Source organism: Varibaculum timonense (genome assembly GCF_027694345.1).
Classification (GTDB): Bacteria; Actinomycetota; Actinomycetes; order Actinomycetales; family Actinomycetaceae; genus Varibaculum; species Varibaculum timonense_A.
In genome coordinates this window covers 46,677-61,710 of sequence record NZ_JAQEVU010000009.1, presented here as the reverse complement: position 1 = coordinate 61,710, position 15,034 = coordinate 46,677, and the positions used below count along the sequence as shown (strand labels likewise).

Below are 15,034 nucleotides of genomic sequence, written 5' to 3'. Positions count from 1 at the left end.
CAGGCGGGAACGAGGAAGAGAAAATGCGGGTTGCCTACACCATCGGGATAGTAAGAGTTCCTCCCACCTATTTCGCGATTCAGCACGCGGAAAAACTGAAAACTAACGTTTCTACGCTCTTCGGTCTGGTTCTGGAAAAAAACGATAATTCAATAAAAACCCCCTTCATCTCGGCGGTTCCAGGCGAAGGTGTAATCTCTTTTCGCAAGCGAGAATACATTGAACCGTTGTTCTTAGGACGAATGAGCAGACAAATAGCTGCTTTCCATCCCGAGATTATTCACCAACATTTCGCTACCTGGGCGATTCCCGCTACGAAGGCGGCAAAGAAAACCGGCGCGCCCTTACTGGTAACCTTGCATGGCGCAGACGTGTTTATGCAGTTATACCCGCCCCGCACCCTAATGCGACGTTGGCATCAAAAAAACTATCTTGCGGTAAACAGGGAAGCAAATAGAATCTTGCCGGTAAGCCGTTATCTAGCCGATAAAGCTATAGAAAGCGGATTACCTGCCAGCAAAATCGAAGTTCATTACCAAGGTATCGACACTGATTTCTTCACTCCCCCGCCGACGCCCTCTGAAAATGAAATTCCCACAGTTTTACACGTGGGGGCATTAAGCCTCGCCAAGGGAATTCCCACTTTAATTAAAGCCTCAAATATATTAACGAGAACCATTCCCCATAAGTTGCTGTTGGTCGGAGACGGACCATTAAAACCAGAGGTATTACAGGCTCAACAACAGTACTCTCATATCTGCTATCTGGGAGCAATGAATCGCGAACAAGTCAAGGAACAGATGCAAAGGAGCAACCTGTTTGTACTGGCCACACAAAAATACCGAGGGTGGGAAGAAGCAGCAGGTCTGGTAACTTTAGAGGCTCAAGCCTGCGGAACCCCAGTAGTTGTTAATCGCTCGGGTGGGGCAGCAGAAATGTTAAGTGCAGACGTAACCGGGTTTACTGCCGAACGCGAAAATCCAGAGTCTTTAGCGCTCCAAATGCAAAAGTTCCTTTCTTTAGATTGCGCCTCCCAAATAGAGATGGGGAAAAAGGCTCGGGAGTTTGTGGTTAATGAAAGGAGTCTTAACTCTTCATGCGACCGATTAATGTCTATCTACCGCTCCCTTTCGTAACGTTTCTGTAGCTGTTTCGATACTAGGGAAAACCTCTGATTATATTTACAGGCGGTAATCTCATAGAGGGTAGCGGTCCCCCCGGAATCAATTTTCCGTAAGGCCGACCAATTGATATTTCTATAGAATCCGGGAGACTGCTCATCCGAATTTTTTGCCAAATTTGATAGGTCGGAATCGTAATAGAAATAGGCAATATGGTGTTTCTTTAGAACATTACAAACTTCCTGGTCACGTCCAATATCAGAAAACCTATTTTTGAGATAGTTTTCAGCTTTATTTGAGGGACGGTAATACAACTGGGGAAAAACAACTTCCTTACCACTGACAGCTTGTGCTAAAGCTGAGCCATTCATGGGATCTCCCAGTATCAAACCTTTATCTAATTTTTCTTCGCGCAGCCGGTAGAGCATAGCTATTTCTTCAGAGCTGGCAACGATGGTAGAAAAAGTGGAGTCAGGGTTATAAGCCATCCGATAATAAGATACCTTAGCTATCACTCCCAGGGGAATGGTGATTGCCAGAGCTAGAGCGCTAATCCCATAGAGAAGCGGTGTAAATTTATTCATGGAAATTTTCAGATACTTGCTAACTCTTTGCGGTAGCACCGAGAAACAGGCGGAAACTCCCAAAGCCATGATTATGATCTGGGGAACAGCTAAAGCACTCAAGGCGCGATAAGGACTCATGTACCATATACCCCCCAGAATCGTAAGGGGGAATATGCGCCACATGGTAGATAGCACCACCAGCGACATTGTCCCCCAGGCACAGGTGACAACTATCGCAGATTTGCCAAAATGGCGCACAAATACCATACCCACAAGGGTTAGCAGTAAACACAGGAGCGCCAATATTTGCCGGCTCCCTCTTACCAGAGCAGAAACCGGAATAGGATTGGCAGAACCCAAAGATAGAATTTTAAAAAATGCCGATAGGGTCACATTGGGAGTGGTCTCGTAAGCGGTTGCCATCCGGTGAAGGGTGCCTAAAATATAACCGTTAGACATTATGGTCACAGCTACCACTACCAGCAGAGCCGCCAAGCCGCTTCCTACTCTGGCTAAGGTTTTCGCTCGCTGCTTCGCGGAAAGCGCTTTTAACCGCTGCCAAAGCATATATAGCAAAGATCCTAGTCCCAGCATACAGACGTTGAAAAGGAAAGACGGATGCACTAGACACAGGGATAACACCAATGAGCTAACAAACACTATACGCATCACGCGGTCATACAGCGCCCTGGGATAAGATATCCGAAGTAGAAATACAAAGCCTGCCCCTAGGGACGGCAAGCAGGCAACAGCCAGAGAATTTGGGAAAACCGGGTAAGCGCCTTGCAAATAGGTGGGAAAGACACTCACAAAACTTGAGCAAATCTGCGTAGCCAATACTATACCTGGACGTTTTGGGAACAGCCCATATGCAAGCAGAGATAACCCTAGAACCCAAAGTACTCCTACTACGACGTGCATACTGTTCACGCCGCTAACAATGGTGTCTTTCGTGGTAAATAGAGACACAAAATCATGCCAACCACTCGGGTAAATAGTTTTAGTGGTCTCTAAACCATACATTCGGGTTGCCCCACCGAAGGTTGAACCATTTCCAGATTTTAGGATGTTCCAAACCAGATTCATGTGGAAAGTCGAATCAATCTGCTGTATCGGGCTCCGAACAGAAGTTGCGAAATAGAACGGAATGATTTGTAGGATACAAGCTACAACCCCGGTAGGAAGAAGCCACCGCGGTGGAGCAGTCACGTGCACCGGCTGGCATTTTCGCGACAGGAGATAAGCTGGAATGAAACTTAAAGCAGTCATTAACGAAAAACTAGCAATCCCCCATCGGATTCCCGCTAAATCAGCTAATACTGCGCCTAATGCACAAATAGATAAGCTAATCAGTGGGGCGAACGCCCAGGCTGCAACCCCTTTTATCCGTGAAATTCGTGCCAGGGACAGACCGGGAATATAAAGAATCAGTAAGGAACAAGTTACTTGCAGCAGGTAGACCTGAAACACTAATTCTCCTAGCAGTAGTCTTTAATGAATACTTTTCTCTATTACCGATTAGGATTTTAACGATTCCCGGCGAGAACCTTAGCAACCGCCCGAGAGGATGCTCTCAAGGAACGATTATTAACTACCCATTGTCGCCGTTGCTCCCGGTTCTCAAGTGTGCTTTTTCCCGCATCGAAATCGCTAAATACCTTGCTGATACTGCTAACCGAATAATCGGCGCAAAACCCTAAAGAATTATCAACGATGTCTACCCTAGCCGGACCAGACCCCGCATAGATTACCGGAGTTCCACATGCCAAGGTAGACAGGACTTTCGTGGGGTAGGCATGGTCGTATCCGACACCGGTTTTTATAGATACAAGCCCCGCATCCGCGCCCGCTATCCAACGCGCAGTTTCACCTGGAGGAAGCGTTTGTAGGACGTGAACTCGTCCTTTCAAATCCGGTTGTTCGGCCTGTTCTTTAAGTAAATCCCAGTCACTGCCTTTGCCAAGAAACACTAGATGATGAGGAATGTTATCAATCACCTGAGCCAGAGCAGAGATAAAGATGCTGGCACCTTGCCATTCGGAAGCAGTGCCGGTGTAAATAAAATAGGGCGCATCTGCCAATCCATTATCTTCTCTCTCAGTGCGAGATAACGGCTTAACTTCGTTGGTAAAGGTATCAGTATCGATTCCGTTGGGAATAAGATATACAGACTTTGCTCCCATTGTGCGCGCAGTCTCAGCGATTTCTTCATTAACCGCGATTACTGCCGCCGCGCCCCGAACCGCAAATGTCTCTAAGGCTTTCACCGCAGTTACCACAAGTTTGGGGGCGAAGGACGCACTGGCAGCTCCCCACAAATCCGGCAAGTAATACACATAGGGAACGCCCAGAATCCTCTGGGCTATCCGCATAAAAAACCCGGTAGTAGGAGGGGGTTCCACTAAAGTTACGGCAGCGCGAGGCGAGAACAGGACTCGAAAAAATGCCGGTATATCAAAACTCAGATATTGCAGATACCCGCGTACGTAACCTTCCTTATCGCGCAGTACCGGGAAACGCCGTACCCTACCTTGATCATTAGCGGCTGCTCCCGGGGGCGCGGTAGTGGTCACTACCTCAACTTCTACGCCTTTGTCACGTAGAGCCTGAGATACGCCCGCTAAACGAAAAGACGCAGCTGCCGCCTCAGGCAAAAAAATTCTTGAAACTATTCTGACAAAGCCACGACGTTTACCCAACAAAACTCCCTTGCCTAGATTTCTCGCAGCTTATTATCGCAAACTTCGCGAAAACGCTTGCCGGACTGGGGACACTCAAATATACCCTCTTCGCCCGGAACGGGCTGCAATTTCACCCCTGCTGGCCCCACCCAGCCGATACGGCGCGCCGGAACCCCGGCCACCAGGGCGTATTCTGGAACATCTTTGGTGACCACTGAACCGGCCGCTACCAACGCCCAGCGTCCGATAGTTACCGGTGCCACGCAAACCGAGCGCGCGCCAATAGCTGCCCCCTGCTTAATGGTGACCCCTACCTGTTCCCAGTCGGAGGCCGACTTAATTGAGCCGTCCTCATTAATCGCCCGGGGGAAATGATCATTGGTCAGCACTACCGCCGGCCCGATAAATACCCCATCCTCTAGAGAAGCCGGTTCATAAACTAGGGCATAGTTTTGCACTTTGCAGTTATCGCCCATGTGCACGCCCTCGCCGATATAGGCACCGCGCCCGATAATACAGTTCTTACCCAGCTGGGCGTGTTCGCGCACCTGAGCCAAATGCCAAACGCTAGAGCCTTCCCCAATCTGTGCTTCGGGGGAAACATCTGCACTATCAACTATGCGGGTCATAAAACCTCCAATGGTGAGTTTTCTTCCTCTTACCCTAACGCAAGAACACAAGTGCAGTTAGCATGCTTAGAATATAAATAAACTTAATTCATCGCTATTATTTTGGAGCTTTCATGCGCGTAGCAGTTGTGGCAATGGGAAAAATCGGCTTACCCCTAGCGGTACAGTTTGCCTCTAGCGGACAGGACGTGATTGGGGTCGATGTTAATGCAAAGACCGTTGAGCTTATTAACCAAGGTAAAGAACCTTTCCCTGGGGAAGCCCACCTGCAAGAAAAACTCTCCGAGCTAGTACCGGCTGGCAAACTCCGCGCAACCACCAACTACGCAGACGCTATCCCTAACGCAGATGCCATCGTTTTGGTAGTTCCCCTGTTTGTTGATGACGAAACCTGGCAACCAGACTTCGGTTGGATGGATAAGGCTACTCGCTCCTTAGCAGAGCACCTAACCCCCGGAACCTTAGTTTCCTATGAAACCACCCTGCCGGTGGGTACTACCCGTAATCGTTGGAAGCCCCTGATTGAAGAGATTTCAGGGCTAAAAGAGGGCGAGGATTTTCATTTAGTATTCTCCCCCGAGCGGGTATTAACCGGACGAGTATTCCAGGATTTGCGCCGCTACCCCAAACTGGTAGGCGGGCTATCTGAAGCAGGTACCCAGGCAGCAATCAAGTTCTATGAAAGCGTCCTCCAGTTTGATGAGCGTCCCGACCTGCCTCGTGAAAACGGGGTTTGGGATATGGGTAACGCCGAGGCCGCCGAGATGGCAAAACTCGCAGAAACCACCTACCGGGACGTTAATATCGGGCTGGCTAACCAGTTCGCCGTCTACGCGGACAAAGTCGGTATTGACGTGCAAAAAGTAATAGATGCTTGCAACTCGCAACCATATTCCCACATTCACCGCCCCGGGATTGCGGTGGGGGGACACTGCATTCCGGTTTACCCGCGTCTGTACCTGTCTACCGACCCTGACGCTACCGTGGTTCGCACCGCGCGTACCTATAACGCCGGAATTCCCGAATACGTAGTATCCCGGGTAGAGGAAGTGCTGGGCGATTTGAAAGACCTCAAAGTGGCGGTACTGGGGGCTTCCTACCGGGGGGCAGTTAAAGAAACCGCGTTCTCCGGAGTGTTCGCTACCGTTGATGCCCTGCGCAAACGAGGAGCAAAAGTACTGGTACATGACCCCATGTTCAGCGACGAAGAACTAGCAGGATTCGGCTGGGAGCCCTACCACTTCGGGGAAGAAATCACCGCCGCCATCGTGCAAGCTGACCATGCAGAGTACCAATCCATCAGCGCAAAAGACTTACCCGGCATCAAATTATTATTTGACGGTCGCCGGATAACCAATCCTCAGCTATGGAAAGGTACCCCCCGCATGGTCATCGGAAATCGGGCTTCCCAATAAAGCGAATACCCCGATTTTTACTGTTTAAGCACCTGGTGATAGCTGGCTAAATCTAGTACTCCGTTACCGGAAACTCCGATTAGCACTACCTGCCCGTCCTTAGCTTCGCCGGAGCGGATAAAGTCCAAGGCTCCCGCAATCGCGTGAGTGGATTCAGGAGCCGGAATAATTCCTTCTGCCCGAGCAAATTGTAATCCGGCAGCAAAAGTTTCTTCCTGCGGGTATGCTCGAGCTTCCATGAGCCCTAGATGGTAGGCATGGGAAATCATCGGAGCCATACCGTGATAACGCAAACCTCCAGCATGGATGGGATCGGGAACGAAATCATGCCCCAAGGTGTACATCTTCATCAAGGGTGTCAATCCGGACGCATCCCCATAGTCGTAACGGTATTCTCCCTTGGTGAGCGAGGGACAGGCTGCCGGTTCACAGGCAACTACCCGGGTTTTGGTATTGTCTCGAATGTTGCTACCAATAAATGGGGTCGCCAAACCCCCTAGATTAGAACCGCCACCTGCGCAACCAAATACCAGGTCAGCCCCAGATTCTCCCGCTTTAGATAGTTGTTCTTGTGCTTCTAGACCGATAACGCTCTGGTGGATAAGAACCTGGTTCATCACCGAGCCCAAAGCGTAATGTGCCTGGGGGTCGGACACCGCAGATTCCACCGCTTCCGAAATCGCCATTCCCAAAGAACCGGTGGTGTCGGGATGCTCCGCGAGAATTTTACGTCCCGACTCGGTTAGCTCCGAGGGCGAGGCGTGGCATTTTGCGCCATAAACTTCCATTTGCAAGCGCCGATAAGGCTTGTGGTCATAGGAAGTACGCACCTGCCACACTTCACATTGCATCCCCAACATCGAGCATGCCATAGCCAGGGAGGCTCCCCACTGACCAGCTCCGGTTTCGGTAGTCAGTCGCTTAATTCCCGCAACGGCATTGTAATAGGCTTGGGCGATAGCTGAGTTAGGTTTATGGGAACCGGCAGGTGAGTTGCCCTCATATTTGTAGTAGATACGGCATTTAGTACCTAATTCACGCTCTAGGTTATGGGCGCGGTAAAGCGGAGCCGGTCGAAAATTGGTGTAAAGCTCGCGAATCCGTTGCGGAATCTCTATATAGCGTTCCTTACTCATTTCCAGTTCGATTAGTCCCGGAGGAAACAGGGGCTGCAAATCCTGAGCAGTTATCGCTTCTTTGGTCTGGGGATTCAGATAAGGAGGCATCGGCTCTGGAAAATCAGCGGCAAGATTGTACCAATGGCTGGGAATCTGGTTATCGATGGGGAATCCACCCGGTTTTACCTTGAGATTATCAGTCATTATTACTCCTATCTTTTTGTTCTTTTAACCGCCGCCACCTAGACATAAAAATACCCGCCAGGAGGCGGGTCAATATGCGCATGAGAAAGCAACCCGCCTAAGCGAGCCACCACCACTGGATTTTATTTACCGGTGTCGTTCTCATACCCACACTTTAGCCAAAACGTGAAAGCAACTACAAGCTGTCTCAAAAATTGGTGTTTTCCTTTTTTGGGCTTTAGTCTGAAATCAGCCATCAAGAGCAGTGCAGAGACCTGGCTCGCGCACTGCAGCAACCGGTAAGACGGTGCTAATGCCAGGACCGATGGAAAGGGACTTATGACTAGCGTTAAAACGGATAAACCGCTGATTGAATTGCGGGACGTTTATAAGATTTATCCCCGCAAAAAGCAGGACAAACTACACGCCCTTGATGGGATTTCCTTAAAAATCGGGGCGGGAGAAATCCACGGTATCGTTGGTCAATCGGGAGCCGGAAAATCTACTCTAATCCGCTGTTTAACCGCACTGGAACGTCCAACTTCCGGCGAGATTCTGGTTGCCGGTCAAAACCTTTCTACTCTTTCGGAAAAGCATCTTCGCCAGGCACGTCGCTCTATCGGGATGGTGTTTCAAGCGGCTAACCTGCTCGATTCGCGTACAGCCGCCGGAAATATTGCCTATCCGCTGTATTTGGCGGGACAAAAACGCGGTGAACGTCACGAGCGGGTACAAAAGCTCCTGGATTTGGTGGGGCTGCATGATCGTGGCTCGTCTTACCCCTCTCAGCTTTCCGGGGGGCAGCAACAACGAATAGGGGTCGCCCGGGCACTTGCCGACGAACCCCAAGTATTGCTGTGTGACGAACCTACCAGCGCTTTGGATACGGAATCTACCCAGCAGATTCTGCATTTGATTAAGGATGTTCATGACCGTCTGGGCGTTACCGTTCTGATTATTACCCACGAGATGAGTGTGGTTCGGGAGATTTGCACTCATGTCACCTTGTTAGAGGGCGGGAAAATTGTGCAGACGGGGTCGGTAGCAGATGTAGTCAAAGCGCACTCCTCGCGGCTAGCTAAAGACCTGGTTCCACCCCCTAATGTAGAGGGCGAAGTAACTTTACAGGGTAAAGCGGCCACGGTGGTGGATATTGCGTTTACTTCTTCACCAGGGGTACCTACCGGTTCGAAAGTTATGGATTTGGTTGCTGAGCTGCGGGGCGATATCGTTGCCGGAACTTTTGAAACTGTGGGCACCACTCAAGTTGGTCGCTTGGCTGTAGGGGTAGAATCCACGAGACTGGACGCTTTTATCCGCGAAATGGAAAATCATCACATCTATACGGAGGTGCGAGCATGAGTCTTATCGCTACTACCTCACAGGTTGTGAATATGATGCCCTTAGCCGCGGATAGCTCTGGCCGCTGGTTTTCCAATCCGGTGATTACTAATAATCTGCTGGACGCCACTTTAGAGACGATTTATATGTCTTTATGGGCGGGATTATTCTCGATTCTGTTGGGATTGCCTATTGGTCTGCTGCTGGTGGCGACCGCTCCCGCAGGGCTATTGTCAGGGTCTAAAGTCGCGCGCGTGCTCTACGCAGTGCTGGGATTCATTGTGAATGTGGGACGCTCGTTACCTTTTATCATTTTGATGATTTCGATTATTCCCTTTACTCGCCTGCTAGTGGGCACGACTTTGGGCTGGAAAGCTGCCGTAGTGCCATTAACGCTGGCAGCAGCTCCTTTCTTTGCTCGCCTGGTCGAATCCAATGTCCAGGGAGTGGAGAGTGGCAAATTGGAGGCCGCAAAAATGGCGGGGGCTTCCAATTGGCAGATTATGATGGGGGTACAGGTGCGTGAGGCGCTACCCGCTCTAATCCAATCAGTTACCGTCACTTTGATTTCTTTGATTGGTTATGGGGCGATGGCGGGTACTTTAGGCACCGGCGGTCTGGGCGCTCTCGCTATAAACTATGGTTACAACCAGTTTATGGGTGACGTAATGCTAATCGTAGTCATCGACATCCTGCTAATCGTGGTCATTGTACAGTGGCTAGGAGATATGCTTAGCCGGCTGGTAGATCACCGTTAAGGGAAAACCAGTCGGGGACCTATTACCGCTAATTCTAGCGGTTTTCGTTAAAAGTTATTTTTTCTGGAGTGGCACTTGCTATCCAGGAATCCCCCTCCCTAGTCCATTTCGTAGACGCTGGTGAGGGCGGGTAAGAAAACTTTGTAAACTACCTAAAAACTACTTATAAGGATATTTAAAATGAAAACTTGGAAAAAAATTGTGGCTGCAGCTGGAGCTGCTGGCTTAGCTTTGAGTCTTGCCGCTTGTGGCAGTAATTCTGCTGAAGATGCCAATAAACTGGTCGTGGGTGCTTCCCCTTCTCCGCACGCACAGATTTTGCGTTACGTGGCCGATAACCTGGCGGAAAAGCAAGGTATTCAGTTGGAAGTAAAAGAATACACCGACTATATCCAGCCGAATGAAGCCCTGAACTCTGGGGATTTGGATGCTAACTATTTCCAGACGGTTCCCTACTTTGATGAGGTAACCGCCAAGAATAACTGGCAGTTCGAGCATGGCGAAGGAATTCACCTAGAGCCGCTAGGGATTTATTCCGAAAAAATCAAGGATATTAAGGATGTTAAAGATGGAGCCAAAATCGGAATCATTAATGACACCACCAACCAGGCTCGTGCTCTAAAGCTACTGGCTGATAAGGGATTGATTAAATTACCGCAGGATGAAAAGCAGCAGCTGGTATCGGTTATTGCGAAGTCCAAAGAATACAATCCTCGTGGCTTTGAACTCTCCGAGGTAGAAGGACCACAATTGGTGCGCTCCCTCGCCGACCTAGATATTGCGGTGATTAACGGTAACTTTGCGCTCGGTGGAGGTAAGAAACCCTCAGATGCTTTGATTTTGGAAGCCACTGAGAACAATCCTTCCCTAAATATTCTGGCTTGGAAAAAAGATTCCAAGAAAGCAGAAGCGGTAAAGAAATTAGATGCTCTTTTACATTCGGCAGAAGTTAAATCATTCATTGAAAAACAATACGCAGATAAATCTGTGTTACCTGGGTTTTAAATCTAATACCTAATAGATAAGGGTGGGGGCTTCAGGATTATCCTGAAGCCCCCACCCTTATTAATCACAATCAGTGGCGTGGAATAGAACTTATTTCAACGTCACCGTGCAACCTTTAGCTCCAGCCTTTACATCTCCACTAGGGGAACTGACTGATTCCACCTGAGCTTTTTTAGTAAACACCACAGGGGTAATCGGATCCTTTTCTAGGCTGATTATTTTAGGAACATCTACTCGAACAATCGGTTGTCCGGCACTTACGGTATCGCCTTCGCAGGCGAGTAGTTCAAAACCCTCACCTTTCAGCTGTACCGTGTCAATTCCTACATGTACCAGCACTTCCAGCCCATTTTCGTCCCCGACTATTCCAAAAGCATGTCCGGTTTTGAATAACTTAATTAGTTTTCCAGAAATCGGAGCCAATACTTCTTGAACCTGCTTGTCGGGCTGGACAGCGAACCCTTCACCCAACATTTTTTGAGCAAACACTGGGTCGGGAACCTCTGTCACTGCGTGTAGCTTTCCGCTGAGCGGAGACAATACGGACTGTTTCTTTTTGCCGAAGCCAAACACTGTTTTATTCCTCCTGTTCACCCATGAGCACAGCTGAACTGGACTTTAGCAGCATTGCCATATCGTCGTACACGAACTGAACCTGAGGACCAATCACCACTTGGATTGATTTTTGACCAGGACGAATAATCCCAGCCACTTTGGCCGCTTTAATTACTTTCTCGTTAATCTTCAGCGGATCTTTTACATTTACCCGCAGACGGGTAGTGCAATAATCCAAAGTATCAATGTTCTCTGCACCACCTAAACCATTGAGAATAGTTGCAGCTTGGGAAGAGGGATCAACGTCCTCTAGGTCGGACATATCTAGCTCGTCATCTTCTAGTTCCCGTCCCGGAGTATGCATATTCATTACCCCAATCAAGGCATAGAAAATCACGAAGTACAGAGCGAAGAACACTACGCCCATTACCAGCAACATATACCACTTGTTAGCCACCGGGTTTTGAGCCGATAGGAACATATCTACGAAACCGGCAGAGAAACCGAAACCGGCAGTCCAGTGCATTGCTGCTGCAATCGCGACCGAAACACCAGTCAATAGGGCGTGAACCAGGTAAAGAACCGGAGCTACGAACATGAAGGAGAACTCTAGAGGCTCGGTTACACCGGTAAAGAAGGAGGCTAGCGCGCCAGCCATCATCAAAGCGGCAACGGTCTTCTTCTTCTTATCTTCAGAACGTAGGTAAATAGCCAAAGCAGCGCCCGGCAGACCGAACATCATAATCGGGAAGAAACCAGCCTGGTAACGTCCAACTACCCCAACAACCTCACAGGTATTAGCGGCAGAATCCCAAACGCCAGGACAATCAGCGGCAGTCTTTGCGGCTTCAGCAGCAGCAATAGTTGCCCCGCCACCTAGGAACTTGCCGATGTCATCAATCCCGACAACATCAAACCAGAAAATAGAGTTCAAAGCGTGATGTAGACCAGTGGGGATTAACAACCGGTTTACAACGGCGTACAGACCGGCACCGATAGCCCCCATACCTTGAATCCATTGACCGAAGTTGAACAGAGCCGAGTACAGTAGCGGCCACAGTACGAACAGAATCCCCGCTAATACGATCGAGAATAGCGAAGTAAGGATAGGAACCAAACGGCGTCCCGAGAAGAATGCCAAGAAATCAGGCAACTTGGTCTTGTGGAAATGGTTGTAAACCCAAGCAGCTAGTAGACCTACCAGGATACCAATCAAGACGTTCTTGTCATTGATTGCCGCCCAACCTTGAGAAGCCCAATTCAGAGCAGCATCGCCCTCAAGCTTCGTTAAATCTACGCCCTTGTAAGAGGCTACGGCGTCCTGTCCAACTACCAGTTTAACCGTGGCATATCCCAAGAAACCGGATAGTGCAGACGCACCGTTATTATCTTTTGCTAAACCGAATGCTAGGGCGATAGCAAACAACCACCCCAGGTTGTCCAGTACCGCTCCACCGGCTTTAATCAACACGTAGGCAGCTACGTTATTAGCGCCCCAACCTGTAGGGTCAATCCAGTAACCGATACCCATGAGGATTGCAGCTACGGGCATTACTGCCACAGCACCCATTAGGGCACGACCAAAGCGTTGCAGCCCTGCCATTGCTCTATCTTTCATTATTCATCCTTTTGTCGGATAACCGCTTCGCGCCTTGCGATACGGCTTTTAAATCTTCGCACCAACCATGTAAAAACATCGCCAGATAGGCAATTTCGCCTGTAACCTGCGATGTTAATGGTTTTTGGATAAGTCTCCCGATCAATAATTTCGCCATGCTCCATTCGTCGCCTAGCTGACCACGCAATATAAGCGCGATTTTATTGTCTCGGAAGTTACCGGCATGTACCCGTCTTTGCAGGTGCGCCAAATGACCGGTGAGATCGGCGCGAAGATTATTAGGTACGTCCTCCACTCCTAACTGGGAAGCTACCGTGTCTACCAGGCTGGCGAGCTGATTTGCTTCCGCCAGAGGACGTTTTACGTTCCTTCCCGTGCGTGCCGCCTGCAAATGCAAAGTTATAAGCGCGGCTTCATCGGGAGGCAAATTAATACATAGATTAGAGTTCAGAAAATTCACTATCACCTGGGCGGCTTTAAATTCTTCAGGATAAACCGCTGCTATTTCAGCTAATAAAGTGGAGTGAGGCAGGGAGCCGTGATGCAGCCTTTGTACCGTAAACACCAGATGATCAGTGAGCATCAGGTAAATGGAGGGATCTAAGGATCCCAATAAATCGATACCCATGTTAATAGCTTGCGAAATAATTTCCAGGACAGGGGTCTCTACATTTTCCAGCATTTCTAGGAATGCTACTCGATCTTTCCCAGTAGCCACGAAAGTTTGTTGGGCGCTACTGGGGTCAAGATTAGAGCCGGGTTTTTTACCGAAGCCTATTCCTCGTCCTAATAAAATAATCTCGTTTTCTTGATTGCCAACATAAGCCAGTACCGCGTTGTTATTAAAAACGCGCGTCACCGTATATTGACTGCCTACCAAGATGGGAATCTCCTTGCAAAAGGTTAATGAAGCGTCCTCGCTTTCCCTGTCCGGTATTGCCCATCACCCAAGGGACGGTTACACCCAGATACATTCTTCAAAGTAAAACACTAACCCCACCGAGTCAAGTTTTTTTGTAAACTAACGTTTTTCGGTGTTCATTTGTAAGGTAAAGATATACGCCTAGCGGGTTTTAAGGGCAAAAGATTGAAACCCCCAAAGCTTACACATCAGGAAGGAACGGGAAATGAAAACTGCTGATACGACCAGCATCCAGGAAACAAACGACCTCAACGAGCGGGTTATGTTAAACCGCCAACTAGCGCAAATGCTAAAGGGCGGCGTGATTATGGACGTTACTACCCCCGAGCAGGCGCGGATTGCCGAGGACGCAGGGGCGGCTGCCGTGATGGCGTTAGAGCGTATCCCCGCAGATATTCGCGCTGCTGGTGGCGTTTCCCGGATGAGCGACCCGGCAATGATTAAGGGGATTCAAGAGGCAGTTTCTATCCCGGTGATGGCGAAATGCCGGATTGGGCATTTCGTAGAAGCACAACTACTTGAGGCTATCGAAATTGACTATATCGATGAATCCGAAGTGCTCTCCCCCGCTGACGATGTTTACCACATTGATAAATCCCAGTTCAAAGTACCTTTCGTGTGTGGGGCTCGTAACCTGGGTGAAGCGCTACGTCGCATTGGCGAGGGCGCAACCATGATTCGCACCAAAGGGGAACCGGGAACCGGTGACGTTGTACAGGCGGTACGCCATATGCGTGCTATGAATGCTGAGATTCGCCGGATTTCCAGCCTGCGCGATGATGAACTTTTTGAAGCTGCCAAGCAGCTTGAGGTTCCTTTATCTCTACTTAAAGAAGTACACGATTCCTCGCGTCTGCCGGTAGTGAATTTCGCAGCTGGTGGCGTTGCTACTCCCGCTGACGCTGCTTTAATGATGCAGCTAGGCGCAGAGGGCGTGTTCGTGGGTTCTGGTATTTTCAAGTCCGGCAATCCCGCTAAGCGCGCCAGCGCCATTGTCAAAGCGGTTACTAACTTCCGGGACGCGAAACTGATTGCTGAGCTTTCTGAAAACCTGGGAGAAGCCATGGTGGGGATCAACGAAAGCGAAATTGACCTGCTGATGGCAGAACGCGGCAAGTAAAC

13 protein-coding genes are annotated in these 15,034 nt (G+C 49.4%); 6 read left to right on the top strand and 7 right to left on the bottom strand.

Annotated features, from left to right (window positions below):
• Positions 1 to 23: 23 nt before the first annotated feature.
• Positions 24 to 1,136, top strand: a complete 1,113-nt coding sequence (locus tag PG728_RS08350) for a glycosyltransferase (protein ID WP_270627005.1) — start codon at positions 24 to 26, stop codon at positions 1,134 to 1,136.
• Here PG728_RS08350 and PG728_RS08345 read toward each other — a convergent pair.
• The 3 genes from PG728_RS08345 to PG728_RS08335 are packed head-to-tail and all read right to left on the bottom strand — an operon-like array spanning position 1,118 to position 4,997.
• On the bottom strand, positions 1,118 to 3,157 hold the full coding sequence (locus PG728_RS08345) for a DUF6541 family protein (RefSeq protein ID WP_270627003.1): 2,040 nt from the start codon (positions 3,155 to 3,157) through the stop codon (positions 1,118 to 1,120). The two genes, PG728_RS08350 and PG728_RS08345, sit on opposite strands and share 19 nt — an antisense overlap.
• Before the next feature lie 56 nt (positions 3,158 to 3,213).
• On the bottom strand, positions 3,214 to 4,341 hold the full coding sequence (locus PG728_RS08340) for a glycosyltransferase family 4 protein (RefSeq protein WP_270627001.1): 1,128 nt from the start codon (positions 4,339 to 4,341) through the stop codon (positions 3,214 to 3,216).
• Positions 4,342 to 4,400: 59 nt separating this feature from the next.
• A complete protein-coding gene (locus PG728_RS08335; RefSeq protein ID WP_270626999.1) occupies positions 4,401 to 4,997 on the bottom strand; it encodes an acyltransferase in 597 nt (198 codons plus the stop codon).
• A gap of 113 nt (positions 4,998 to 5,110) precedes the next feature.
• On the opposite strand from PG728_RS08335, the gene PG728_RS08330 reads away from it, so the two are divergent.
• On the top strand, positions 5,111 to 6,412 hold the full coding sequence (locus PG728_RS08330) for a nucleotide sugar dehydrogenase (protein WP_270626997.1): 1,302 nt from the start codon (positions 5,111 to 5,113) through the stop codon (positions 6,410 to 6,412).
• Positions 6,413 to 6,429: 17 nt separating this feature from the next.
• Here the strand turns inward: PG728_RS08330 and PG728_RS08325 are convergent, their stop codons facing one another.
• Positions 6,430 to 7,734 (bottom strand): TrpB-like pyridoxal phosphate-dependent enzyme, encoded by a 1,305-nt coding sequence (locus PG728_RS08325; protein ID WP_270626995.1) that lies wholly within the window; start codon positions 7,732 to 7,734, stop codon positions 6,430 to 6,432.
• A gap of 318 nt (positions 7,735 to 8,052) precedes the next feature.
• Between PG728_RS08325 and PG728_RS08320 the strand changes: the two genes are divergently transcribed.
• From PG728_RS08320 to PG728_RS08310, 3 genes are all read left to right on the top strand, one after another.
• Entirely contained in the window at positions 8,053 to 9,075 is a 1,023-nt protein-coding gene (locus PG728_RS08320) for a methionine ABC transporter ATP-binding protein (RefSeq protein ID WP_270626993.1), read from the top strand.
• Complete coding sequence (locus tag PG728_RS08315; RefSeq protein ID WP_270626991.1) at positions 9,072 to 9,812, top strand: methionine ABC transporter permease; 741 nt, start codon at positions 9,072 to 9,074, stop codon at positions 9,810 to 9,812. Before PG728_RS08320 ends, PG728_RS08315 begins: the two co-directional genes overlap by 4 nt.
• 180 nt (positions 9,813 to 9,992) lie before the next feature.
• Positions 9,993 to 10,817 (top strand): MetQ/NlpA family ABC transporter substrate-binding protein, encoded by an 825-nt coding sequence (locus tag PG728_RS08310; protein ID WP_270626989.1) that lies wholly within the window; start codon positions 9,993 to 9,995, stop codon positions 10,815 to 10,817.
• Between the two features lie 90 nt (positions 10,818 to 10,907).
• On the opposite strand, the gene PG728_RS08305 is transcribed toward PG728_RS08310, so the two are convergent.
• The 3 genes from PG728_RS08305 to PG728_RS08295 are packed head-to-tail and all read right to left on the bottom strand — an operon-like array spanning position 10,908 to position 13,849.
• Complete coding sequence (locus PG728_RS08305; RefSeq protein ID WP_270626987.1) at positions 10,908 to 11,390, bottom strand: PTS sugar transporter subunit IIA; 483 nt, start codon at positions 11,388 to 11,390, stop codon at positions 10,908 to 10,910.
• Between the two features lie 4 nt (positions 11,391 to 11,394).
• Positions 11,395 to 12,990: an N-acetylglucosamine-specific PTS transporter subunit IIBC gene (gene nagE / locus PG728_RS08300; protein WP_072510233.1), complete on the bottom strand. Its 1,596-nt coding sequence runs from the start codon at positions 12,988 to 12,990 to the stop codon at positions 11,395 to 11,397.
• Complete coding sequence (locus PG728_RS08295) at positions 12,980 to 13,849, bottom strand: PRD domain-containing protein (RefSeq protein WP_270626985.1); 870 nt, start codon at positions 13,847 to 13,849, stop codon at positions 12,980 to 12,982. Before PG728_RS08295 ends, nagE begins: the two co-directional genes overlap by 11 nt.
• 268 nt (positions 13,850 to 14,117) lie before the next feature.
• On the opposite strand from PG728_RS08295, the gene pdxS reads away from it, so the two are divergent.
• Positions 14,118 to 15,032 (top strand): pyridoxal 5'-phosphate synthase lyase subunit PdxS, encoded by a 915-nt coding sequence (gene pdxS / locus PG728_RS08290; RefSeq protein ID WP_072510235.1) that lies wholly within the window; start codon positions 14,118 to 14,120, stop codon positions 15,030 to 15,032.
• Positions 15,033 to 15,034 lie beyond the last annotated feature (2 nt).